The sequence below is a fragment of the Streptomyces hundungensis genome, from assembly GCF_003627815.1.
GTDB lineage: Bacteria > Actinomycetota > Actinomycetes > Streptomycetales > Streptomycetaceae > Streptomyces > Streptomyces hundungensis_A.
Genome location: NZ_CP032698.1, coordinates 193,883 through 217,076, shown reverse-complemented (window position 1 = coordinate 217,076; position 23,194 = coordinate 193,883). Strand labels below are relative to the sequence as shown.

Below are 23,194 nucleotides of genomic sequence, written 5' to 3'. Positions count from 1 at the left end.
GGTCACGCGTCGGGGCGGGCCATGGAACCTACCCCTGGCGGACAGCGCACTGCTGGTCACGGCGGTGGTCACGGCGTACCGGCGTACGAACCTGACGATGCGGCAGCTCGCGCGGTCCTTCGGCATCTCCAGGTCCTCAGCCGACCGCAGCATCGAGCACCTCGGTCCGCTCAACGGCTGCTTTCAGCCTGTGCGCCGCCTTGCCAGGACAGGTCGTCGTCGTGGTCGGACGTTCCCGTCCGTACGACCGCGCACGACTGCAAGGCATGGGAGGGATCCGGCGCCAACGTCGGCATCGGGGCGGCGCTGGCGATCACCGGGGCGGATATCCGGGCACTCTGCTTGTGATGCCTCACCGCCGCCAGGCAGGTGAGCAACTCCCTGACTGGAAACTGGAACTGGAAACTGGAAACGGCAACACAACCGCTCGCGCGATGTGCCTCTGGACTCTCGGTGCGCGCGCCGGGACGGAACCGGCCCGCACGCGAGCCCGGCGTACCCGGGTGAGGCCGCCCACCCTCTCGTTCCGCCTGGGGGCGGGGGGAGAGGTGGCCCTTCGGCCCCACGCGGCGCCGGACCATCAACGAGAGGCCGTGAACTGGATCGTGACGGGGAGGGTGGAACGTCAGGCGGAGGCAGAATGGCGGCCGGGGCCGAGTTCCGGGTGGGCTTCGAGCAGGCGATCGGGGGCCGCCTGGCGCCAGGAGTCCTCCAGGATGTCGCGCAGCTCACCCAACCCCTCCAGCGCGGACAGCCGTACTCTCACCCATGCCGACCCCGCTTCGTGGGCCGGCACCCAGAACTTCTCCGGTTCCGCCGCGATCAGTTCGGCCCGTTCGTGACGGGGACAGCGCACGGCGAACGAGGTCTGCTCATCCGGCACGGTGATGAACATTTTCCCGGCCACCCGAAAGGTCGGCATGCTCCACGCCTCTTTCTCCACGGTCTCGGGAAGGGGCAGGGCCATGCGCCGGACATCGTGGGCGGTGGGTGTGTGCGTCATGAGACGTACGGTAATGAAGCGCCGACGCGCGACACACGCAGGGTGAGTACTTCGGGCCGGGAAGTCCACACGGCCGTGCTGGGCGGCTACTTGGCGAGTGCTCCGCCTCCCGCGGACTCCGGCGCGGTTCCTGACCCGGACAGCGTCACCCGCGCCAGGACGGCGAGGGCGCACCGCCACCGGGGCCCCTGATCGCGCTGCGCGAACCTTTCGCACCGACCAGGGTCGGAGTGCTCGTGGTGGGTGGCGACGCGCCCATCAGGGGCTGCGTGGCTGGCGTGGACCTCCGTGCGGGCGGCATCTCATGGGGGGCTGATGGGGTATCGCCCTTCGTTCTCGATCCCGGACGAGTCCCGGATCGCCGGTGCCGTGCTCGGATCGGCGGTGCCGTGCTCGACCTGGCGTTGTTCGGGGTTCCGCCAACTGGGCGCATTTCGGCAGCCGTTGGGGAAGAAGGTCGAACCGGCGCTAGGGAGGCGGCACACTCGTCACAAACCGACTGAAGGAGCATTTGTGACACTTACCAGTGCATGGCGGGCCGCCGCGGTCACTGCCTTCGCCGCCGTCGTCGTCTCCGGAGCGCTCACTCCCGCCGGCGCAGCGGCGCCGGACTCGATGCCGACCATTGAACACGCTGCTTCTGGGGTGGACTTGGCGGGCATGAGTGCTCCCATTCCGGACCGAGCGTGGCAGACGCTGAAAAGGATCGACGCCGGGCAGTGGCCGCCGGCGGACGGTTCAGGTACCAAGGGGGGCGCTACGTGGGCGAACCGCGAGGGGGTGCTGCCCCGTACTGATAGTTCGGGAAACCCGGTTCATTACCGGGCGTGGGACGTCAACCGCAAGCAGCCCGGTCACGCTCGGGACGCGGAGCGAATCGCCACGGGCAGCGACAACAGCGCCTGGTACAGCGGCGACGCGTTGCGTTCTTTCACGCGCATGCGCTGAAACCTGCCTGAGGGCGCCTGCGCTGGATCGCGGATCAGGTGACGAAGGCCCGGGCCAATGAACCGGCGCGGGCCGCTTTTTCCTCCACCCAATGTGACGTGGCGGTGGGCTGCGCGCCGGTGGCGGGCAGCCCAGGACCGCACGTGACGCCGGGCCCCTCCCAACGAACTCATCGACGCCCTCTCCAACCTGGGCCTGTCGATGCTGATCTTCCTGGCCGGATACGAGATCGAGTTCGCCGAGGTACGCGGGGACACGCTGCGCCGGGCCGTCGGCGGGTTGGTGCTCACGCTCGCCGTCGCGCTGGGAGTCGCATTCGCCCTGACCGGCGCTCAGGCCACCATGAGCTTCGTCATCGGCACGGCGCTCACCAGCACCGCGCTGGGGGCCGTCCTGCCCATGCTGCGCGAATCGGGTGTGCTGCACAGCCGGTTCGGCACCGTGGTCATGGCGTTCGGCGCGGTCGGCGAATTCGGCCCGATCATCGCCATGGCGCTGCTGCTCAGCGGGCGTGCGCCGGGCGCGGCCACCGCCGTCCTCGCCGCCTTCGCCGGGGTGACCGCCGGTGCCGTCTACTGGGCGATGCGCCCACGCCGACCGTGGTTCGCCCGCATCGTCGCCACCACACTGCACACCAGCGGCCAGTTCGCGGTCCGCCTGGTGATGCTGCTGCTCGCCGCCATGTTGGGGCTCTCCGTCGCGTTCGGACTCGACACCCTGCTCGGCGCCTTCGCCGCCGGACTGCTCACACGACTCATCCTGACCGGCGCAGCACCCGAGAGCACGGCGGACGTCCTCGGCAAGATCGAGGCGATGGGCTTCGGCTTCCTGGTCCCGGTCTTCTTCATCGTGACCGGCATCAACTTCGATCTCTACGCCCTGCTCGGAGGCGGCCGTCCCCTGCTCCTGCTCCCGGTCTTCCTACTCCTGTTCCTCCTCCTTCGCGACGCCCCGGCCTGGCTCCTCGCCCCCCCCCGCGACCTGGCCCGCCGCGAACGGACCTCACTGATGCTCTACTGCACCACCTGCCTGCCCCTCGTGGTCGCTATCACCACCATCGGCGTCGACGACGGCGTACTGGAAAAGGGCGAGGCCGCGGCCCTCGTCGGCGCTGCCATGCTCTCCATCCTGATCCTCCCGCCCCTTGCCCTCAAAGTTCTGCCCCCCCACCAGCCCCGGCCCACAGGTGGCGATGCGCAGACATCGGAATCCTGGTGACCGGGGTGGAGGCCTTGATGGCGGTGACCGGCAGGGGGGAGCTGCCTGCGGAGCCGACGCCGTCGTGAACTTGAGGTCAGGGCTCGCCGGCCGCTACCCCGCTTGCTTGACGCAGGTCCGGTCCGTGGCCGGCAGCTTGCCGGTGGCCAGGTACCGGTTGACCTGGTCGTCCACGCACGCGTTGCCGTAGCGCCCGAAGAGGGCGTGCCGGTTGGCGCCCGCGAGGGTGACCAGCCTGGAACTCGGCAGCTGCTTGCGAAGCTCGACGCTTCCCTTGTACGTCGTACGCGGGTCACCGGTGGCGGCGACGATCAGAGCCGGGGCATCGCGCCGCACCCGGGTGGGCTCTTCGCGAGGCGAGTCCCAGAAGGCGCAGGGGTTGATGTTGTTGGTGAGAGCGCCGAACAGCGGGTGCGCGGTGCGGTTGCGCTCGATGTCGCGCCAATAGAGCTCGGGATCCCGCGCGGCGGGCACGTCCCCGCAGATGACGGCGGACTGCGCGCCGGTGGGCTCGCCCTCACCGCGCAGCACGTACCGGAGCTCCGGGACGAGTGCCGGCGGCACGGTCGTCGGCCGTCCTTCACTGGCTTTGGCCAGTACGGAAACCAGCTCGCCGAACGACGCCCGCGCCGGGGTGGTGTCGTCCGCGAGGCCCGAGAGCAGCAGGAGCGGCACCTGGCTGTCGTCGATCCGGAAGGCGTTGGCGCCGGAGCCGATCGTCAGCGGACCGCGCGAGGCCGCCGCGACGATGCGATCGACGGTGGCGAGCACCTCGGTTCGGCTGTGGCCGAGGCCGTAACTGTCGTGGTGCCCCGCGGCCCAGGCGGCCCAGTCGGACAGCGCCTTCTCGTTCTCGCGCTCGGTGCCCTTCAGCAGTCGGGGGCGGTAGTCGCCCGGGTTGATCGCCCCGTCCAGCACCATCCGGTCGTAGCGGCCGGGGAACATCTGCGTGTAGACCGTGCCCAGGTAGGTGCCGTACGAGTAGCCGAGGAAGGAGATCTTCCGCTCGCCGAGCGTGCCGCGGATGACGTCCATGTCGCGGGCCGTGTTGCGGGTGGTGATGTACGGGAGCACCGCGGCATCGGTGGCCCGGCACTTGTCGGCCAGGCTCTTCTGAAGGGCGACCTGGCGGTCGAAGCCCGCCCGGTCGGCGCCGGCGGACAGCCAGGTCATACCGACGGGCAGTCCGCAGTCCAGCGCGGTGCTGCGCCCGATGAAGCGCGGGTCGAAGCCGACGATGTCGTAGCGCGCGCCTACCTCCTTCATCGACGTACGGGCCTGCGGCGGGGACTGGAGCGCGGGACCGCCCGGACCGCCGTTGTTGAGGAGGATCGCGCCGATGCGGTGACGTGTGTCGGCGGCCTTGAGCCGGGAGATCGCCACGGTGATCGTGCGCCCCCGGGGGCGCGCGTAGTCCAGGGGCACGGTGACGTCCGCGCACTGCACGCCTGCCTGATCCAGATCGCGACCCGTGGTGTCGTCGGGGCCCTTGATGCAACTGCCCCAGTCGAGGTGCTGGCGGTAGTACCGGTCCAGTCCGGCGCCGGAGTTGTTCGGGGCCGGGGTCTCGGCGGCCGTGGCGAGGACGGGGGAGAACGTGAGGCAGGCGGCGAGGGCGAGGCCCACGCCCAGGACGCGGCGTGCGGTGGGGCTGACAGTGATAACGGGGGCTTTTTGTGCATCGTCCGCTTCGTGTGATCGCATGCCCTGAGGCTAGGAATCCGCCCTGGTACGGCACATCGCCCAACGGGACGAGGACCGGGGTCCCGTCCACCCCTGGGCCGGGACCTGGGGCCCGGTCGGGCCTCCTCCTCCGGGAGGGGACGGTCGGCGGGCCGCGCGCGCTTGGGGGACCTTTCCTCCGCGCCGCCGAGCAGATCAACGAGCAGATCAACGAGCAGCGCACCGACCTCGCGCTGGGCCTCATCACCCGCGCCCTGGGCGACCGTCGCATCCAGGGCGTTCGGATCACCGTATGGGGGCTGCGATCAGACCGGTCGTGGGTTGAGGGCAGTGCCGGGAGGCAGTGATCACAGCGAAGGCCCCGCCCCGCCCCGCGCCGCGCCGTCTGAAGCCCCCTGGGCGAATGCCCCCGTGCTGCGACAGGACGGGCCGCGTCCCCGCGGTCTCGATCGGTGCCTCGTGCTACTTGTCGAGGACGCCGACCGCGTGGGCGATGACGAGCAGGGAGGTGATGAGGGCGGCGATGCTCTCCACGGCCATCAGGGCCTTGGCCCGGGTGGAGAGCGGCATGGTGTCGGTGGGGCTGAAGGCGGTGGAGTTGGTCACCGAGACGTACAGGTAGTCCATCAAAGTGGGGACCCAGTCGCTGGTGCGGGACGCGCCGTCGGCGACCTCCTCGACGGCGTCGTCGTTCTCGTCCTGGGAGAACCGGAAGTCCGCCAGCGGCAGTTCGGAGCGCTTCGCCTGGGTGCGCACCACCGGGCCGCCGCGGTCGAGCTCCCAGAACGCCAGGCCGAAGACGATGATGCCGGTGGCCCAGACCTGGAGCGCGGCGACCAGCAGGGGGCCGCCCTCCTGAGCCTTGTCGGTGACCAGGGCGTGCACCAGCAGGCCGAGCGAGACCAGGTTGCTGAGGCCGATCAAGGCGACCAGGCTCAGCGACACGATCCGGGAGAAGCGGTTCTGCCGGGTCATTCGGCGCGGATTGACCGCGATCAGCGGGATCAGCAGCAGCACTTCCAGCGCCGGCAGGATGAAGCGCGGGACGAACAGGAGTCGTTCCGGCAGGGCGAGGTAGAGCAGGATCGCGGCCAGTGTGGCGAGCACCGCGGGCAGCCGGGCCTCGCCGCGGCGCTCGTGGCGCGGGAGACGTTCGCGTGCCTTCACCCGGTGGTCGGGCGTCTTCCTGCCTGAGTCCATGGAACGTCTCCCCTGCGCATGCGGCTGTCACCAGCGGATTCCCCGGCCCGCGAGGTCCACTCTCCGAAGGAGTTGAGCATCCCGGGCACCCCGGGCACCCCGGGCACCCCGGACACCCCGGGCACCCCGGGCACCCCGGGCACCCCGGTCAGGCCGGACAAGGTCCCCGACTCCCTTGTCGGGCGCCGGTGGCCTGCTCCGTTGTGTCCGGTGTCCTGGGGCTGCCGAGTGGCCGGATCGTACCTCCACCGCGTGAGATCCGGCGGGATGCCGCTGGTGTCCCGCGGGCGTCGCCCCCTTGGTGTCGACGGGCGGCAGACTCTCGATCCTGAGGTTGATGGTGTAGCCGTACCGACCAACCGGCGTGTGTCGCGTCGCGCCAGGAGGTGGTGGCTTCGCCGGTGCGGCGGCGGGCCATGACGTCGGACATGGCGAGGTGAATCGTGGCTCCGGAGCGGGCGGGGAGCGTCTCGTATTCGCGGACCAAGCGGAGGTTCAGCATCAGTCAGCCGCAACGTCCACCGCTTCGAACCGCAACGCCCTTGCACATTGCGTGAGTTGGGTGCGAATAACGGCAAACGAGCGTCGGCAGGTGCCGAGTTCAGGCTGAGTCCGGGTCGGGCTCGGGAATGCGGGTCCGCCGAGCCGCATTTCCCGCGTAAACAGTTCGCCGCGGTTCTGTTAATTTTTGCCGCTCGCCGTGACCTTGTCATGGCCGCGTCCGCCTAGGAAAGTTCTCCTGCGGTTACGGATTCCCCACCCCCCACCCGTAGCCGCGCTTTCCCCACCCCCCACATACGCCGCCATGGCGGCTGCTCAAAAACAGGAGACATCGTGCTTCGTCTACGAGCGATTCTGGCATCCGGTGCGACAACGGCGGCGCTGGTCATGGTCGCTGGGGCCGTGCCGGCGCACGGCGCCTCAGGGGAGGCGTCCCCCACCCCCGGCGGGCAGTATCAGCAGGACATGGTGCACGCACTCGCCGGCTCGCTCGGCATCAGCGACGACGCCGCTGTGCGGAGGCTCGACTCCCAGGCCCATCAGCAGGCGGTACTCGCCGCACTGCGCGGTCCGGACGCCGACCCCCGCGGAGCCTGGTTCGACCGCGCCGGGAGACTCACCCTCAACGTGCCCGACGCCCAGGCGGCCCGACGTGTCGAGGCCGCCGGCCTCAAAGCCCGTATATCCGGGCACACTTCGAGCGAGCTGGACCGCGTCAAGGCCGAGCTGGACCGCGCTGCCGCCGCACACGGTCTGCCGGCCGGAGTGCGCGGCTGGGGTGTGGATCCCGCCGCGGACAAGGTCGTGGTCCAGGTGGGCGACAAGGTGACGGCCGCCGACCAGGCGTTCCTCAAGAAGGCCGAGTCCTTCGGGTCGGCCGTCGCCGTGCGAAGCGGCGGCGGCAAGGCTGTCTCGATGGCCACGACCATCTACCCCGGCAGCCGCATGGACTACGGCAACCACTACTGCTCGGTCGGCTTCGGCGCCCAGGACTCGTCCGGTCGTCAGGTCCTGGTCACCGCCGGCCATTGCGTCGAGACCTCGCCCGATCTGTACTTCAACGGCACGCACTTCGCCAAGGGCACCACCACCCGCTTCCACCACGGCCGGGACAGCGTCGACATGGGACTCGCGTCCGTCGACAACGGGACCGTGATCACTCCGCAGATCGGCACTTGGGGCAACGGCTCCAACGTCGCCGTCTCGGGCAGCCGAAGGGCGCCTGTTGGTTCCGACGTCTGCAAGTCCGGCGCCACCTCCCACTGGACCTGCGGTTCGATCCAGTCCTACAACTACTCGGTGACCTACACCGATCCGGGGCAGCCCGCCACGCTGGTGACTAATGTCGGGCTGAGCGATGTATGTGACCTCGGCGGTGACAGCGGAGGGCCCTGGGTCTCCGGTCACCAGGGCCAGGGCATGACCTCGGGCGGGCAGAACGACAACCAGTGTGACGGCGTCTACGGACAGGGCGTCTCCTACTTCGAGCCCCTCGACGACACCCTCCAGTACTACGGCCTGACCCTCAACACCGCCTGACCGGCGCACGTACGCGGCCCGTCGCGGCGACGCCTGCTCGGCCGCCGCCCCGGGCCGACGGCTCACCCGTACCCATCCGGCGGGTGAGCCACGAAAGCGGGGCCGCCGCACCCCCACGAGCGGCGGCCCCGCCGGACCCTCCACCTTGCCGCCGGGAGCACCCATGAACCACTTGGACCCACCGTCGGCGACGGGCCGCCCCGAGCCCGTGTCACAGCGTCCCGAAGGGAGTGCGTGCGCGGATCCGGCTGCCAGAATCACCTTCGGCGAGGCGCTGCACGAGGCGCTCAGGGCGGACGGCCTGTCGCTCCAGCGTCTGCACCACCATCTCGGCGAGCGCGGCATCTCGGTGAGCCCGGCGACGCTCAGCCACTGGCAGCGCGGGCGCAGCCAGCCCGAACGGGAGCAGTCGCTCCAAGCGGTGGCCGCGATCGAGGTCATCCTCGGCATGCCGCAGGGTGCTTTGCAGACCCTGCTCACCACCCGCCGCCCCCGCGGCAGGGCGCTGGCGCTGAGGAGCCCGGTGCCCGAGGCCCTGTCCCGCGTCCTGAGCCCGGGCGCGCCCCTTGAGGTGGCCCTCGGCCCCGACGCGTACCGCTTCAACGAGGGCCTGGTCACCCTGTCCGTACAGGAGACACTCTTCCTGGACGACCAGGGGTGCATCGCGCGCTACATGGTGAACCATGTCGTACGCGCCCTGTGCGACGGCGTCCGCCATCTGACGGCCCATCACAATTTTGATGACCCCGACACACCCTCGGTCCAGGTCACCGTCAACTGTGGTCGTCTGGAGGCGCTCCGCTTCCGCCAGGAGGTGCGTTCCGCGATCTTCGACGTCGGGTTCGGCCGGACCCTGCGACGCGGAGAGACCGCGATCATCGACTACACCCTCGACGTCGGGCCGCGCTGGCGGTCCTCCGACCATCACGAACGCACCCTGCCCGTACCCGTGCGGCACTATCTGCTGCACATCTTCTTCCACCCGAGACGCCTGCCGTCATCCGTGCACGGCTACTACCGGCAGAGCTCGGAACGCACGGCCGAGGACATCCGACCGCTTTCCCTGGACGCGTCCCACAGCGTGCACATCATGCCCGCGAAATGCCATGCAGGTCTCTACGGCATCGCCTGGAAGCGACACGCGCTGCCGGCCGCCGCGCCTTCGGGCCCACGCGGGGAATGAAACGTGCGGTCACGCGCCGACCGTGTCGAGGAGGATCTGCGCCAGTTCGCGCGGCTGGGAGAGCATCGGCCAGTGGCCGGTGTCCATCTCGATCAGCTGCCAGTGCTCGCCGGCCAGTAGCTCTGCCACGTCGTCGCTCGGCTCGGGGTCACCGAGCGTGCACTTGATGTAGGTCGCCGGGAGGTCACCGAGCGGGCGTTCCATCACGGCGGGTTCGGTCAGTGTGGCGCCCGGGTGCGGCGTCGAGCCGCGAACGATCCGTGCGACCTGCTCATCGGTGAGGCCGTGACCCTCGAAGTGGGATGCGGGGGCGACCGGCCAGAATCCCCCGTTCTCGGCGATCGACGCCCTCACCATCTCTCCGCCGTCCGGCCAGGCGGAGACGAATGTTTCGCCATGGGCCGGAACGCTGGAGTCGACGAAGACCACGCGTGCCAGCCGGTCGCCGATCCGCTCGGCGGCCTGACCGACGGGGATGCCCGCATAACTGTGACCCACCAGGACGACGTCGTGCAGATCCTGACGCTCGACCTCGTCGACGATGTCCTGAACGTGCGTCTGCTGCCCGGCCGGCACGCCTTGTTTCTCGGCGAGTCCGGACAGCGTCAGCGGGTGGACCCCGTGGCCGGCCGCTCTCAGCCGCGGTACCACCTCGTCCCACGCCCACGACCCGAGACGCGCACCTGCAACCAGCACGTAGTTCACCATGGCCGCACCCTAGCGAAGCGACCCAACAGCCGCCCCAGAAATACTTTCGATCCGGGGCCTATGGGCCGGAGGGCCTCTGCGGCGGTGCGGGCGGGGGAGTAAACGCGGTGAACGCGCGGGCGCTGCCCGTGACATGGCGGCTGGGGCGGCCGTCGGGATGGTTCGCGGCCCCGCGACCGCGAGAGCCGCGTTTCGTCCTGACGAAGCCGGGTTCGCGGGAACTTAATCCTGCCGGTCTGTGCAATGACCTGTTCGGTCGGTGATGGGACGTCGTCAATCCGTCGCGGTTCGGCGGGCGTACGCGCGGGCGGCGCGGGCGCGGTCGCCGCAGCGGGTGGAGCACCACTGGCGGCGGCCGTGCTTGAGCAGGAACCGGTTGCAGGGCGGGGAGGCGCAGGCGGTCAGGCGGGCGGCGTCGGGGCTGGTCAGCAGGTCGGCGGCGTCGGCGGCGATGACGGCCAGGGCGTGCTCGACGATCGCGGTGACGGGGTGGGGAGCGACGCGGCAGGGCCCGGTCTCCTCGTCCCACAGCAGAAGGGGCGCGGTGGGCACGCGGGTCATCGCGTCGTTGATCGCCGCGACGGCGGCGGGCGGCGGGGTCTGTCCGGCGACCTGGGAGGCCAGGAGCGACCTGACCTGTTCGCGCAACGAGCGCAGCCGTGACGCGCACACCTCCGCCAAGCCGGCGTCGGGCGGGGCGAGTTCGCGCCGCGCCAGCCACCGCTCGGCCTGCACCGGGGTGCTCAGGAGGTCCGCAGTGTGCCCGCCGGTCAGGGCGGGAGCACTGTTGGCCAGCGCCAGGGCGGGGTGCTCGTCCTCGCCGGGTGCCGTCGGCGGAGTGGCTTCATCCGTTACGAAGTCTTCCATGCTTCTCATGTTACGGGTTGCTTCCATCCGTGAGATGGGCCTACGGTCGACTCACGGTTAACACGCACTCTATCCGTGAGGAACCCTTCTCGTGTCTTCTCCGACGCTGCGCACCGTCCCGTTCCCCGTCCGCGTCTTTGGTGGCCCGACCGCGCTCTTCGAATACGGCGGCCTGCGCTTTCTCACCGACCCGACCTTCGACGGCCCCGGCGCGCACCCGTCACCGAACGTCCTGCTGACCAAGACGGCGTCGGCCGGTGGCAGCCAGGACGATCTCGGTCGCATCGACGTGGTCCTGCTCTCGCACGACGAGCACGCCGACAACCTCGACACCTCCGGCCGGGCGCTGCTCGCCGATGTCCCGCTGACGCTCACCACCCCCGGCGGCGGAGAGCGCCTCGGGGAGTCGGCCACCGGCCTCGTCGACTGGCAGTCGGTCGCGCTCGAGCGCCGGGACGGCGGCCCGGGCACGGTCACCGTTACGGGCGTCCCCGCCATCCACGGCCCCGGCAAGCGTGAGGACGTCGAGCCGATCACCGGCCAGGTCGTCGGATTCGTCCTGACCGGCGAGGGTCTGCCCACCGTCTACGTGAGCGGCGACAACGCCTCTCTCGACGCGGTCAGGGAGATCGCCGAGCGCTTCGCCCCGATCGACACGGCCCTGCTCTTCGCCGGAGCACCCCGTTTCCGCGAGATCTTCGACGGTGAGGTGCTCGTCCTGGACAGCGCCCAGGCCGCCCAGGCCGCGAAGATCCTGGACGCCGGACGCGTGGTCCCTGTCCACTACGACAGTTGGGCGCACTTCACCGAAGGGCGCGACGAGTTGGTCGCCGCCTTCGCCGCCGCCGGTCTCACCGACCGCGTCGACTTCGGTGTCCGCGGCTGACCCATTCCAGCCCGGTCGGCGGCGACCGCCACGGCTCCGCCCCCGTCGCCGCTTGCCCGTCCCGGACCGTGCCCTTGCCTGCAACGGCCCAGCGCCGCACCGGTGTTGAGGATCATGACGTTGTCGACGCGGCTTCGGTCAGCGGCTTTTGGGGGTAGACACGGAGCACGAGGGACGTGGTGACGGGGCCGTAACGGGCAAGTGCGTCGACGACTTCTTCGAGTCGTTCCGCCTGTGGGCAGTAGACGTCGAAGATGAGGCAGTCTTCGCCGGTGACTCTGAGGGTGGAGGCGATCTCGGGCGTCCTGGAGGCGAAGGTCAAGGCGTGGGGGAGCTGGGCGTGCGTGGTACGCAGGCGGATGGTCGCGTGGATGTTCAGCCCGAGGGCCACCGGGTCGACCACAGCCCGGTAGCCGGTGATGACGCCGTTCCTCTCCAGACGTTGGATGCGCGCGCTGGCCGCGGGTTGGGACAGTCCGACGCGGCGCCCCACCTCCGCACCGGTCAGCCGGCCGTCGGCCTGGAGCAGGGCGAGGATGTTCCGGTCTATCCGGTCGAGTGATTCCATCGTTGTCCGCACCGCTTTCTTTGAGATCACTTCCGTGGCCGCCGCTGCTCCGATGCATCCAACAGAGTGCGCACCAGGCGCCCCTGAGGATGGCAGGGGGTGACGAGTGAAACGGTGGTGGGAAGTGGTCGCGTACGTCGTCGTCCCGGGTATCGACGGCTCGGACGAACAGCACTGGCAGACCTTGTGGGAGCGGCAGTGGGGCACCTCGGCGGTGAGGATCTCCCCGGTCTCGTGGTCCGCCCCCGAGCTGGACGACTGGGTCGGGGCTGTTCAGGAGGCGTACGACGACGCTTCCCGGCGGGACAGCCACATTGTGCTGGTGGCCCACAGCCTGGGCTGTTGGGCTGTGTCCACCTGGCTGGACCGCAATCCCTCCAGCCCGGTGGGCGGCGCATTCCTCGTCGCACCGCCCGACCCGAGGGCTCCGGTGTTCCCGCGCCAGGTGGCCGCGACGTTCGTCGAGGTGTCGGCACGACCGTTGCCGTACCCGACCCTGGTGGTGGCCAGCGCCAATGACCCGTTCTGCACCTCCGAGGTGTCCGCCGGTTTGGCACTGCGGTGGGATGCGCGGTGGCATCTGGCGGGTGCGTACGGCCACCTCAACTCCGCCAGCGGACTGGGCTCTTGGCGGCGCGGCCGTGAACTCCTGGACACGCTGACCCGGGATTGATCAGCCACCATGGGGGACGCCCAGCGTCCGCGCGGTTCCTCTTCGAGCACGGAAGCCCGCCCGTTGATCAGAGCAATGGGCTGCTTCCCGTTGAAGGTCGCCGTGGAGTCATCGAACGGTGCCGGACTCGCCCCCAGCTCGACCTCCGGCCCCCGCCCCCTACTCCCGGCCAACGGTGCCCAGTTCAGGCATCGGGATGAGCCAGGCGGCCGAGCAGAGCAATCGCGTCGTCGAGAGGGACGGGCTCGAAGAACTGCGCGTCGACCCGTTCGACGGCGGCGATCGCACGAGGGGCCAGGTCGGCGCCAAGGCTGGTGACGCGCAGTCGCTTGGCGCGCGTGTCAGTGGGGTCGACCTCGCGTTCGACCAGACCCTTCTGTTCCAGGGTGCGCAGTACCTGGGAGGTCATCTTGACGTCGGTGCCCGCCTGGCGGGCGAGCGCCAGTTGGTTGGGGTGCTCGCCCTGGCTGTTCAGCCACCAGGCGCAGGCGAGGAGCACGAACTGCACGTGGGTCAGACCAAGAGGCGTCAGGGCTACGGCGATGCCGCGCTGCCATCGCAGGGTGGCGTGCCAGAGCAGGAGGCCAGGACTCTCCTCGGGCCGCAATGCCCTCAGCTCCGTGCCGCGAGGTCGACCAGCGCGGCCATGGTCTCGGGCCAGTCCGCGGTGATGCCCGGACCGATCTGAGGGCCGACCTCGTCCGCGCCGTCACCGGTGATCTCCATTCGGTACACCACCCGGGTGCGTCCCTCGTCGAGCGGGAGGAGGCGATGGGTGGTGCGCAGGACGAGATCGTCGAAGCGGGCCTCGTCGGTGAACAGTTCGCCCTCGCTGACTTCGGTGACACGCAGGGCCACCGGCTCGTCCCCGGGAGGGGTCATCGTGATCTCGGCGCCTTCGGCGAACGGGCCCCGGAACTCGATCTTCTCGATCTCGGCGTTCCACGCACCCCAGTTCTCCACGTCGGCCCAAAGCCGCCAGATCGCCTCGCGTGCGGCGCCGGTCTCGATGCCGTGCTCGTACACCCACATGGTGGTCTCCTTGGTTCGTTGATCCGCGATCCGGTGATCTATGCAGAGACTATCTATGCGGAGATCAACTGTCCAGTGGGGTCATTGATCCTGGGTCTCCGAGCGTGGTGCACGCCGGAAATACCGAAACCAGACGCATCGCTGGCACCAGTGGCGCCGACCGCTCGAGTGCGACCGGCGTCCTGGCCGCGTGTCAGCGAGGCGGACCCCGCCGGACGGCGCCGACCGCGGCCGAGTACGTCCGCGTGTGGCGCGAAGGGGCGTGTCGCGTGCGCCCGGCCTGCCCCACGGGGCCGATCGCCAGTGGAAGCACGGGCTGCGATTCCGGTTGCCCGCAAGGGTGTCTCCTGGCGTCTCGTTCCGGGCCAGGGGCGGCGCCACGGACAGGGCCGAACGATCCTTGCCGGGGCACCGTCCGGCCCGAGCGGACCGGGTGCCGGGCGCGCGACGGTGGCATCAGCTCGGCCCATACGTGAGGGATCATGGTGCGAGGAGCAACCGGTATGCACTGGAGGCGAGTCGACAGACCCGGGACCCGGGCCGATCGTGCTGGCGGAGGACGAGCGGCATGTGTTGGTCCAACTCCGGCTGCTGGCCGGTCTAATGGTGCCGGAGCCGGCCGACGAGAGCAGGCTCACCGAGACGCCCCAGCCACCGAACCCAACGACCGACGGCTTCGACGCTCCCTCCACCCTGGACAGCCTGCTGACCCTTGGCTGCAGCGTGATCCAAATGGCCACGGGCGCGCATCTGTTGGGAGGTCTCGCGGCGATCCTGCACGGTGCCGGTCGGCTCAGGGCCCCTGATTCGCTGTCCACCAAGGCGATGGGCACGATACGCAAGGCGCTGACGCCGGATTTCAACGCGATACAAGAGAGCGTCAAGCTCATGGCACCGCTCACGGAGAACAACCACGGGGGCCTCCGAGGTGCCCTGGCTCTTGCCGCCCACGACGTCACCGGTCTCGACCTCGCCGCGCTGAAGCACCAACTGTTCTCGCCGGGCGATCCACTGGCCGCGAGTCACCCCACGCTCGAACCAAACGCCCTGGACAAGGGCCTGGCCCGTATGAACCGCGATGTCCATCAGGTACGGCCACGAAGCGGAAGGACCCGGCGTGCCATCACGGTGAACCGTCCAGTGGACCCAGAGCCGAACTTGGCGCCCGGGCAGACGCTTGCTGGAGCTCAACCTGGATCTGGGGCCGCTGGGGCCTCTGCCTCCGCCCGGGGGCTGACGAAGTGCGCCCGGGCGGGCGCTACCGCAGTCGCCAAGGCCCGCTACGTACACGGTTCCTGTGCCGTCATGCCCACCCGCGCCCGTTCCAGCGAGACGGCCACCGCGGTGAGCCCCAGTCCGCGTGCTTCGACACGGTCCATGGCGAGGTAGGGGATCGGGACGGGCGGGACCGCGTTGGTGGGCAGGGACAGGGGGAGGAGGCCCAGAAGACGGCCGCGGAGAACCCCGGCGTGGAAGCGGACGCCACTGAGCAGCGCCCGGTCCGCGTGCACGCACACCTTCCCCTGATCGCCACCGCCGATGACCAGGCGTGGGCGCCGTACCTCCATGGATCGGGCTGTGCAGGATGCGGGAGCGCCGGGACGGTCCGGTAGCGGGAAGCACAACAAGCCCCGGGCGGTGAGGGATTCGCCGTACAGGGTGACGGTGGGGGCCGGGGCGTGGCGCGGTTGCGCGTGCGGGGACTGCGCCGCCGCCGGAATCAGGGGGGAGGTGAGTGAGAAGACGAGGTGGACGCCGAGGGTGAACGGCAGCCACCGGACGCCCCTCCGGTGGCCCGGGGCACGCGTCACGTTGCGTCGGGGTGCGCAGGAGCCGTCCGCCACGCGGCTGCCAGTGCGCCTCCCACCAGAGCGAGTGCCATACCGATGAGGAATCCGCCAAGGTTGGCGAACGGGTAGGACACCACGCCCAGTGCGATGGCCGCCCACCCACTGCGGGCGGCCCGGGTCGGCACGAGCCACATGTGTACGCCGCATACGGCCAGTCCGGCCGCCACCGCGAGGGCGAGCGCGCCATTGGAGCCCTGGAGGGCGAGGTAGGACGGCCGTCCGAGTGGGAAGGACGCCATTTCTCCCGCTGAGGCGAGCACGATGAGGGCGGCGCCCGACGGCCGCCCGGCCAAGCACCGTTTCAGAAGCACGGGTGGTCACCGCCCCGCACGGACATGCGTGCTCCGCGCAGGTCGAAGGAGCCCGCCGTCACGGACCACGAAGTGAGCCGCATCCCGTCGATGTCCAGGGTCTGGGCCTGCTGTCCGAAGGCCCCAGGTGTGCCGTGTACGCCGGGGACGGCGTCCAACTCCCCGGCGTCGCGGCCCAGTTCGGCGTGGCCGAAGCGCAGGTCGCCGTCGAGGTGGTCGAGGTCGAGGACCAGGTTACGGGCGATCACGGGTTCGGTGTCGCCCGACCGGATGGTGAGGGTGACGGACCCGAAGGGAGTGTGCGCCACCGAGGACTCGCACAGCTGGCTCATACTGGCGCTGTTGATGCCGGCGACAGCCACGGGGTGGTTCGAACCGGAGGCGTCCCGGGTGAACGCGGCGAACTGTACGGCGCCTTTGCCGTGGAGGTGCTCCGCGGACACCTGGAACGAGCTGCCCGCGACGGAGAAGGAGACCGGCAGGGCGACCGCGGTGGTGGTGCCGGCGACGGCTGCGGCCAGCACGGCGGCGACGGCCGCCACGAGAGCGAAGCGCCGCCAGTCCGTTCCCGACGTGCGCGGTAGGGGATCGGAGACGGGAGGCGCGTCATCGGGCTGGGGCTCGGCCGGGTAATCCGAAGCCGATGACGGGTTCCTCCCCGTGGTGCGTTCGAGGCGCGGGAAACGCATGGTGTCCTTTCCGAGTGCTGGGTGTCGCAGCTCCGTCACCGACAAGAGGTCGACTCGTCCCCAGCGGTGAGATCAGGGGAGCAGGCCGGGCCGGGGTGGCTGGTTCAGGTGAATGCGGTGGGCGGGCAAGCCGGCGAATTGGGGGACCAGTTGGGAGAGTCGTGTGCGGGTGAAGACGCTCAGGTGGCGTCCGGTGTGGCGGGCATGGTCCAGAACCTCTGCCCAGCGGGTGAAGCGCAGCACGAGGGCGACCGGCCCCAGCGGGATGTCCGGCCGTACGTCGTGCAGGTGGCCGGGGTCGGTGAGGATGACGGGGTCGGGTACGGGCGGCGCGCCGCCGGGACGGTTCCCTGCCGCGCGCGGGCGGGGAACGAGGGCCCGAGCCCCGGCCGCGACGGCGGTGTCCGTCCATTCCGTCAGGCGGATGTATTGACGTTCGTTCGCCAACGCTGTCGTCCCGGTGAAGGAGGCCGCCCGGTGGATGAAGTTCTCCAGGAAGTCCTCGGCGCGTGATGCGTGGACCACGATGAGCGGTGTGGCGGCGCAGCCGCGGCCGGCGCGGGTGAAGCAGCCCCGTACGGCTCCGCGTGCCGCCGCACGGGCGCTGCCGTCGTGCCGCAGCACGAGCATGCACGGTGGCCGTGGACGATCCGTCCCGACCGCGCCCGGCGGGCAGCACAACGAGGCCAATGCGTCGGCGTGTTCGGCGAGGACGGCGCGCAGTCCTGCGTCGCGGATGCCGTCCGCTGCCTCGCCGCGTACGACCACCTGCCACGCGCCGGGCGGCAGGCCCGCGTCTCGGGCCAGGGCCGACACCGTCAGGGCCGTCGGTGCGCTGCGCGCACTCACCTCGGTGACCACCGCGCCGCCTCTCAGCAGGGCGGGCAGCGCGCCTTCGAACAGGGAGGCCAGAGGGCGGGCGTCGTCTCCGTAGGAGACGGTCACCGCTGGAGTGACGTCGAGGCGGTCCGGGACGTGTACGCGGTGGGGCAAGCGGCTCCATCTGTGCAGCGCCGCTCCGAAACCGCCCGTGCCGTGACGCAGTACTCGGTCGGCGTCCCAGCACTCCTCCGCCGCGTCTGCCGCGCCGAGTCCCGTGCTGTGGCCCAACGCTCCTTCAAGTACGTGCCTCCGTAGGGAGACCTCCGCACGTAGGCGGGTGATCGCGGCGCCCCTGGCTTCGGCTCCGGCCGCCAGCCAGGTTTGGTGCGCCTCGCGCGCCCGGGCGACGGCCTCGCGGGCGTCGGCAGCGGAGCATGTCGGCGGCGGTGGCGCAGGACGGCTCGACATGCCGCTGTGCATGGGGGCGGCGTCGTGGGACGCGGTCGGCAAGGTGGCCGCGGCGAGGGCGCGGGCCACGACGGGGCCGAGCAACTCCCTGTAGGTGTAGGGGCACGGACGCATGCTGGGCGGCTCCCTGGGGAGTGAGGTGTCGGCGGGTCATGGCCGGGTCGCTGCGCGGGGGGCCGCGGTCGCCACGGGGGCGGGTGGCGGGGAAAGCGCGTCGGCACATCTGGGGCCGTGGACGGAGGGCAGGACGATGCGGCGGCAGTGACCGGCCAGGGGCCCGCGCGGATGCAGCGTGAGACCGGCAGCGGCCGACCAGAGGAGCCCCCCGAACAGGACTCCGCATTCCGTGACCGCCAGATGAGCCGCGACGGCCAGGACCAGGCAGGGCCCGAGGATGATGACCACCATTCGCCGGACGCCCCGAAGGCCGGGCAACCGGACGCCCGGAGCCCAAGGAGCGGACCGGTCGCGGACATCGCCGGTGTGCGCCCACGCGTTCAGCCAGAGCAGTGCCGGGAGGAACACGAGCGCCATCAGCAGCAGCGAGGAGGCGATGGACGAGCGCAGCCAGGTCATCAACTCGTGTGCGCCTGGGGTCGGTTCACTGGAGAAGGACGGCTGTGGGGCAGGTGCCAGAAAGCGGTGGAGGCCGGAGCCGTCCCAACCATGGAGGAGCACGATGAACACGCCCACGTAGGCGCCGAGGAGCTGGAGGGATGCGGCCCACACCCGGTCGTCCCTCAGCAGGCGGTGGACGCACAGATAGCCGAGCGCGGTGCTCGCGGTGATGCCGGCACTGAACAGGGCCAGTCCCCAAGGCGGCAGCTCTTGGGCCGTGTACATGGTCTCCCAGCCGGGGAAGCGGATCGCCAGCCACATGCCCATGGGGGTGAAGAGCAGACCCATGAACAGCAGAACGGCGGTCAGACGGCCGGCGCGCACAGCCCGTTGCCGGATGGTGTCTCCGGTGGCGAGCCGCAGTTGTTCTGCACCGGCCAAGGCGCAACCCGCCCCGATCGCGTATGCCCAGAAGGCGTCTACCTGGACCACGGTCGCGATTCCTCCTGTGCGCCCGCGGGGCGCGGAACGCTGGGCGGAGAGTCGGAGGGCACGGAGGTGAGAGGGTCGGTCCCGGGCGGCCCGTAGGCGGTGCACCAGGACGGAAGGCGCACTCCGGCGAACCGCAGTTGTGCCAGACGGGCGTGGTAGGCCGCCCCGTCGAGGAGCCGCGAGGCGACGTCGGGGGCACGGCGATTGCCCGGGTCCTGCCACGCGGACCCTCGGACCCAGCTGTTGAACGCGCCCATCGCGGGACCGCACCAGATCTGGTAGTCGCCGACGCGGGCGGGCTCGCCGTCCGCCGCCCAGCGGGAGGACAGACCCAGATACCACCGGAACAGCAGAGCCATGCGCGCCTTGGGGTCACGGGTGGCGCGTTCCACCTCCTCGGGCCGGTGCTGCCGCAGATAGTCGGCGACATCGGCCCAGACCTCCGCCACCGGTCGGCGCAGGACCTGTTCCTCCAGCCGCAGGCGGTCGTGCGGCGCCAGATCGTCCAAGCCGTCGTGGGTGCGGTAGAGGCGGTACAGCCAGGCTGCTCGTCCGGCGAAGAGCGTGCCGCGCTTGAGTACTTGTACGTCCACGCCCATCTCGAACATGTCGGCCGAGGGTGCCATCGCGTAGTCGGTGACATCGGCCGACGCGAGCAGCTCCTTGGTCCGCGAGGACGTTCCGGCCTCGACGCAGGCTTGGTTGATGGACCCTGTGACCAGGTAGTCGGCGCCCAGCGCGAAGGCCGCGAACGCGGCCTGGGGAGTGCCGATGCCGCCGGCCGCCCCGACGGCGACCTCGCCGCCCGGGCGCCCTTCGCGGGCCTCACGGTCCCGCAGCGCCAGTACGAGGGGAAGCTGGGTGACGAGGGGACGCCGGTCGGTGTGACCGGCGGAGTCGGCCTCCACGGTGATGTCATCGGCCAGCGGCACGCGCCGAGCCAACTCCGCCTGGGTGGAGGTGAGAAGGCCGTCCCGGACGAGCTCGTCCACGAGTTCCGCCGGGGCCGGACGGAGAAAGAAGGCCGCCGTACTGGCCTGCGAGATTTTGCCGATGACGCGATGCGTGACCCGGACCGTGCCGTCGGGCCCCTCATGTAGCCCGGCGGCACGGTAGCGGACCAGGTCGATGGTGGGCTGGAGGAACGCGGACGCTTCGACACACGGCACACGGTGGTGCACATACAGGTCGACGCACCGGCGCTCGACGGCGGGTTCGGCAGGACTGTGGATGAGGTTGCAGGCCCAGGGCAGGTCGGCCAGTTCGTCCCGCAGCCTTCGGACCAACTCCTCGACGCGGGCGGCGGGCAGCCCCGCGGCCCCGAAGGACGCCAGATATCCGCCGCGGGCCATGGCCACGACCAGCTCCACGGAGGAGATGCCGCCCGCCATGGAACCCGCCATGTAGGGCGAGCGCACCGCATGGCGGTCAATGAACGCGGGCGAACCCAGGTGCCGGACATGCACCGGGGCCGCCACCGCCACCAGGCGCACGCCGGGGCCCGGCCGCTCGTCGGTGACTCCGGTGCGTCCCGCGGCCGTCACCACGTAGCAGGGCCGGTCGAGTGCGGTGAGGACGGAGCGGATGCCGGCGGGGTCGAAGCGCACGCTCATGCCGCCTCCCGCGCCGGGGAGCCGCCGGGAAGGTGCACGGCGATGTTGTCCACGGCGTAGATGCGCAGCCCGTCGCGCCAGACGCTGCCTTCGGCGGTCACCGTGACCCCGGTGTCCGTGCGGGTGACGTCGCGCAGGTGCACCTCGGCTTGCAGCATGCGGTTGTAGGGCTGGATCTGGCCGCGGTAGGTCCAGCGCAGCTCGGCGCCGAGCTGCGGCTCGGGCATCGTCGCGGTGGTGATCTTGGCGGCGCGCAGGCAGGCCCGCGTCATCTGGAGCAGCATCTCGACCCCGCACGAGCCGGGCATGACGGGGTCGTGCAGGAAGTGGTGGCCGAAGAACCAGTCGTCGGGGTCGATGGGCCTGTCGCAGAGCAGATAGCCCAGGCCGTACCGTCCGCCGTGCTCGACGAACGTGGTGGTGGCCGCATCAAGGAAGGCGAGCCGCCCCGAAGCGGCCGGGTGGTCGGCATCGGGCTCCAGGGGCCGCGCGTCGGGCCGGGCGGTCTGCTGCCGTAGCCAGGGCGGCACCAGGCGCCCGCCGTCCAAGCCCTGTTGCCGAGCGAGAACTGGCTGTGTCAAGAAGCCGTGGACGGCTTCCCCGGTGTAGAAGGTCTCGCCGGCCACGGCCAGCTCGTATCCGTACCGCTGGAGGACGGCACCCGGCAGCGGCGTATGAGCGAGCAGGATGGTGCGCTGGCGCACGGTGCGCCCCCGCAGATCCACGGCCCGCAGCAGCCGGGAGCAGCCGTCGAGGTTGCGTACGGTGAGGTCCTGATCCGGGAATTCGAGCGCGACCCCCAAGGCGGCCCCGACGAACGCGGCGGCTTGCAGGGAACTCTCCAGGTGGGCCAGGTGGGGGGTGGTGCCCGCGTTCTCCTCGACGTACCAGGGCGACGCCGGTACGTCGTACTCCGTGACGTAGGAGGACCCCACCGGGTAACTGCCGTGCGCGGCGGGCGAGTCCACCATGCGGTCGAGCATCAGCAGGTCGCCCCGAGGCAGCCGGGGGCGTACGGGGTGGACCGAACGGTGACGCGCACCGTGGGTGACCCGCAGGTCGCCGTCCGCGGCGTGCGCCATGTGCAGTTCGTGGGCGAACACCTGCTCGCCGTCCGCCGTGCGGCGGGGATTGGACTCGCCGGGGCCGAGAGGGGAGCCCGTCCGTTCCCTGAGCACGCAGCCCACGGCGTGCAGGCGGGCGAGCGTGGCACGGTCGTCGCTGAAGGACACGTCCGCGAGCACATGGGGGCGCGGGACGAGACCGATGGCGGTGACGTCGGCCACCAGCCTCAGGGGTCCCACCAAGCGCTCGGCATCGCACACTTCGACCTGGACAGGTTCCTCGGTCCAGGGAGTGGCAGACGGGTGGGGCAGGCACAGATGCATGCCCTGGTGCAGCGCGTGGACGTGCAGTGCCTGCCACGCCGCCGCCAGCAGGGTCGTCCAGTCGGGCCCGTCCGTGTCGCCGAGTGTCGTCGTGGCGCGCACTTGCCCCAAGAGGTGGCGCCCCGTGCCGGAGCCCGTCACGACGACGTCATCCACGTGGGCGAAGGCCGAGGCGGGGAGGGCGGACGCGTGCGGGTGGGCGAAGGGCTCTCCGAGGACGCCGACGAGGTCGCCGGTGGTGAGCCGGTCCAGGTCGGACCGGTGCAACCGGTCGCGGACGGCGCGGGCCAATGGCTTGAACTGGCCGGTGCGCGGCGGAGGTTGACTCCCGGGAGAAGCGGGGGAGGCGGGTGCGATGGCGTTGCCGTGGCTGGTTGCCTCGCCAACGACCAGACCCTGGTGGCGCACCTCCCAGCGCCGGGGGTCCGAGCCCTGTTGTGGCGGGAGCGCGGTGACCGCCAAGCCGTCGAAGGAAGGCGCCGTTGATGCCCGGTGCCATGTCAGTGTGGCGCGCACGGCACGGAGCGAAGCGCCCTCCTGCACCGCGGCGGTCTCCGCCGTGAGCGGAGCCGCGCCCGGCTGCACCACGGGGTCGGACTGCCGGGGTACGCGAGGCGGCCGGGGGAGCGGCGGGGGCGTACCGCTCGATTCCGCGGAAAGAGCTCTCCCACGTGCCGTGGGTGGCCTCGGGGCGGTGTCGGCGCCGGCCAGCACCCACTCCTGGAGGGCTCGATGTGCGCGGAGGGCAGCGGAGTGGGCGGCGCTCACGAAGGCCGCGAGTTCTTGTGCCACAGCGCCGACGCACACGTCCGATTCTTGTGCCCCAGCGCCGACGCGTACGCCCGAGGTGGCTCCCGGCGCCGCGGCGACCGGGTCGGGGGAGCGTCCGCCCGCGTGTTCCTCGGTGGTCTCGCACCACCAGGAGACGACGGGCAAAGACGTGTCGAAGGTCAGGTCGTCCATGAACTCTCGCCTGCTAGGAACGGTTCTGGGT

21 protein-coding genes and 1 pseudogene are annotated in these 23,194 nt (G+C 70.7%); 7 read left to right on the top strand and 15 right to left on the bottom strand.

The features are described 5' to 3' along the window. The first annotated feature begins 97 nt into the window (after positions 1–97). Positions 98–373, top strand: coding sequence for a hypothetical protein (locus tag DWB77_RS38560; RefSeq protein WP_428985092.1), 276 nt, complete (start codon positions 98–100; stop codon positions 371–373). Between the two features lie 252 nt (positions 374–625). On the opposite strand, the gene DWB77_RS01070 is transcribed toward DWB77_RS38560, so the two are convergent. Next, positions 626–1,003, bottom strand: a complete 378-nt coding sequence (locus DWB77_RS01070) for an MmcQ/YjbR family DNA-binding protein (protein WP_120719464.1) — start codon at positions 1,001–1,003, stop codon at positions 626–628. A 513-nt stretch (positions 1,004–1,516) separates the two neighbouring features. Here DWB77_RS01070 and DWB77_RS01065 point away from each other — a divergent pair. Together DWB77_RS01065 and DWB77_RS01060 are read left to right on the top strand one after the other, a co-directional pair. Continuing rightward, the gene (locus DWB77_RS01065) at positions 1,517–1,951 is read left to right on the top strand and encodes a ribonuclease domain-containing protein (RefSeq protein ID WP_216826809.1); all 435 of its coding nucleotides are present in this window, start codon (positions 1,517–1,519) and stop codon (positions 1,949–1,951) included. A gap of 162 nt (positions 1,952–2,113) precedes the next feature. Continuing rightward, a pseudogene (locus DWB77_RS01060) lies at positions 2,114–3,169 on the top strand (cation:proton antiporter); the annotation flags it as partial. A gap of 93 nt (positions 3,170–3,262) precedes the next feature. Here DWB77_RS01060 and DWB77_RS01055 read toward each other — a convergent pair. Then, a complete protein-coding gene (locus DWB77_RS01055) occupies positions 3,263–4,873 on the bottom strand; it encodes an alpha/beta hydrolase (RefSeq protein WP_120719461.1) in 1,611 nt (536 codons plus the stop codon). Positions 4,874–5,314: 441 nt separating this feature from the next. Beyond that, a complete protein-coding gene (locus DWB77_RS01045) occupies positions 5,315–6,052 on the bottom strand; it encodes a hypothetical protein (RefSeq protein ID WP_120719459.1) in 738 nt (245 codons plus the stop codon). Between the two features lie 888 nt (positions 6,053–6,940). On the opposite strand from DWB77_RS01045, the gene DWB77_RS01030 reads away from it, so the two are divergent. Together DWB77_RS01030 and DWB77_RS01025 are read left to right on the top strand one after the other, a co-directional pair. After that, positions 6,941–8,092 (top strand): S1 family peptidase, encoded by a 1,152-nt coding sequence (locus DWB77_RS01030; protein ID WP_120719457.1) that lies wholly within the window; start codon positions 6,941–6,943, stop codon positions 8,090–8,092. A gap of 163 nt (positions 8,093–8,255) precedes the next feature. Next, positions 8,256–9,275 (top strand): helix-turn-helix domain-containing protein, encoded by a 1,020-nt coding sequence (locus tag DWB77_RS01025; RefSeq protein ID WP_120719456.1) that lies wholly within the window; start codon positions 8,256–8,258, stop codon positions 9,273–9,275. A 9-nt stretch (positions 9,276–9,284) separates the two neighbouring features. Here the strand turns inward: DWB77_RS01025 and DWB77_RS01020 are convergent, their stop codons facing one another. Next, entirely contained in the window at positions 9,285–9,983 is a 699-nt protein-coding gene (locus DWB77_RS01020; protein WP_120719455.1) for an alpha/beta fold hydrolase, read from the bottom strand. Positions 9,984–10,256: 273 nt separating this feature from the next. Then, positions 10,257–10,859, bottom strand: a complete 603-nt coding sequence (locus DWB77_RS01015; RefSeq protein ID WP_428985091.1) for a CGNR zinc finger domain-containing protein — start codon at positions 10,857–10,859, stop codon at positions 10,257–10,259. A gap of 82 nt (positions 10,860–10,941) precedes the next feature. Between DWB77_RS01015 and DWB77_RS01010 the strand changes: the two genes are divergently transcribed. Beyond that, on the top strand, positions 10,942–11,736 hold the full coding sequence (locus DWB77_RS01010) for an MBL fold metallo-hydrolase (RefSeq protein WP_120719453.1): 795 nt from the start codon (positions 10,942–10,944) through the stop codon (positions 11,734–11,736). A gap of 112 nt (positions 11,737–11,848) precedes the next feature. On the opposite strand, the gene DWB77_RS01005 is transcribed toward DWB77_RS01010, so the two are convergent. Continuing rightward, a complete protein-coding gene (locus DWB77_RS01005; protein ID WP_120719452.1) occupies positions 11,849–12,304 on the bottom strand; it encodes an Lrp/AsnC family transcriptional regulator in 456 nt (151 codons plus the stop codon). Between the two features lie 106 nt (positions 12,305–12,410). Here DWB77_RS01005 and DWB77_RS01000 point away from each other — a divergent pair, with 106 nt between their 5' ends. Continuing rightward, positions 12,411–12,977, top strand: coding sequence for an RBBP9/YdeN family alpha/beta hydrolase (locus DWB77_RS01000; protein ID WP_246033330.1), 567 nt, complete (start codon positions 12,411–12,413; stop codon positions 12,975–12,977). Positions 12,978–13,161: 184 nt separating this feature from the next. Here DWB77_RS01000 and DWB77_RS00995 read toward each other — a convergent pair whose 3' ends face one another. The 9 genes from DWB77_RS00995 to DWB77_RS00950 form a co-directional block, all read right to left on the bottom strand. Beyond that, positions 13,162–13,584 carry a MarR family winged helix-turn-helix transcriptional regulator gene (locus tag DWB77_RS00995; RefSeq protein WP_120719450.1) on the bottom strand — a complete coding sequence of 141 codons (423 nt, stop codon included), beginning with the start codon at positions 13,582–13,584 and terminating at the stop codon, positions 13,162–13,164. 5 nt (positions 13,585–13,589) lie between these two features. Further along, positions 13,590–14,009, bottom strand: coding sequence for an SRPBCC family protein (locus DWB77_RS00990; protein ID WP_120719449.1), 420 nt, complete (start codon positions 14,007–14,009; stop codon positions 13,590–13,592). 1,280 nt (positions 14,010–15,289) lie between these two features. Then, positions 15,290–15,577, bottom strand: a complete 288-nt coding sequence (locus DWB77_RS37440) for a hypothetical protein (protein ID WP_162952316.1) — start codon at positions 15,575–15,577, stop codon at positions 15,290–15,292. Positions 15,578–15,816: 239 nt separating this feature from the next. Further along, positions 15,817–16,170, bottom strand: coding sequence for a DUF6114 domain-containing protein (locus tag DWB77_RS00975; RefSeq protein ID WP_281279968.1), 354 nt, complete (start codon positions 16,168–16,170; stop codon positions 15,817–15,819). After that, positions 16,161–16,859 carry a DUF6230 family protein gene (locus DWB77_RS00970; RefSeq protein WP_162952315.1) on the bottom strand — a complete coding sequence of 233 codons (699 nt, stop codon included), beginning with the start codon at positions 16,857–16,859 and terminating at the stop codon, positions 16,161–16,163. Before DWB77_RS00970 ends, DWB77_RS00975 begins: the two co-directional genes overlap by 10 nt. Positions 16,860–16,931: 72 nt before the next feature. Beyond that, positions 16,932–18,263, bottom strand: a complete 1,332-nt coding sequence (locus DWB77_RS00965; protein WP_120719445.1) for an aldehyde dehydrogenase family protein — start codon at positions 18,261–18,263, stop codon at positions 16,932–16,934. A gap of 36 nt (positions 18,264–18,299) precedes the next feature. After that, the gene (locus tag DWB77_RS00960) at positions 18,300–19,199 is read right to left on the bottom strand and encodes a hypothetical protein (RefSeq protein WP_120719444.1); all 900 of its coding nucleotides are present in this window, start codon (positions 19,197–19,199) and stop codon (positions 18,300–18,302) included. Next, positions 19,187–20,812, bottom strand: a complete 1,626-nt coding sequence (locus DWB77_RS00955) for a PfaD family polyunsaturated fatty acid/polyketide biosynthesis protein (RefSeq protein WP_120719443.1) — start codon at positions 20,810–20,812, stop codon at positions 19,187–19,189. Before DWB77_RS00955 ends, DWB77_RS00960 begins: the two co-directional genes overlap by 13 nt. Continuing rightward, positions 20,809–23,163, bottom strand: coding sequence for a 3-hydroxyacyl-ACP dehydratase (locus DWB77_RS00950; RefSeq protein ID WP_120719442.1), 2,355 nt, complete (start codon positions 23,161–23,163; stop codon positions 20,809–20,811). The genes DWB77_RS00955 and DWB77_RS00950 overlap by 4 nt, the downstream gene beginning before the upstream one ends. Between the last annotated feature and the right edge of the window lie 31 nt (positions 23,164–23,194).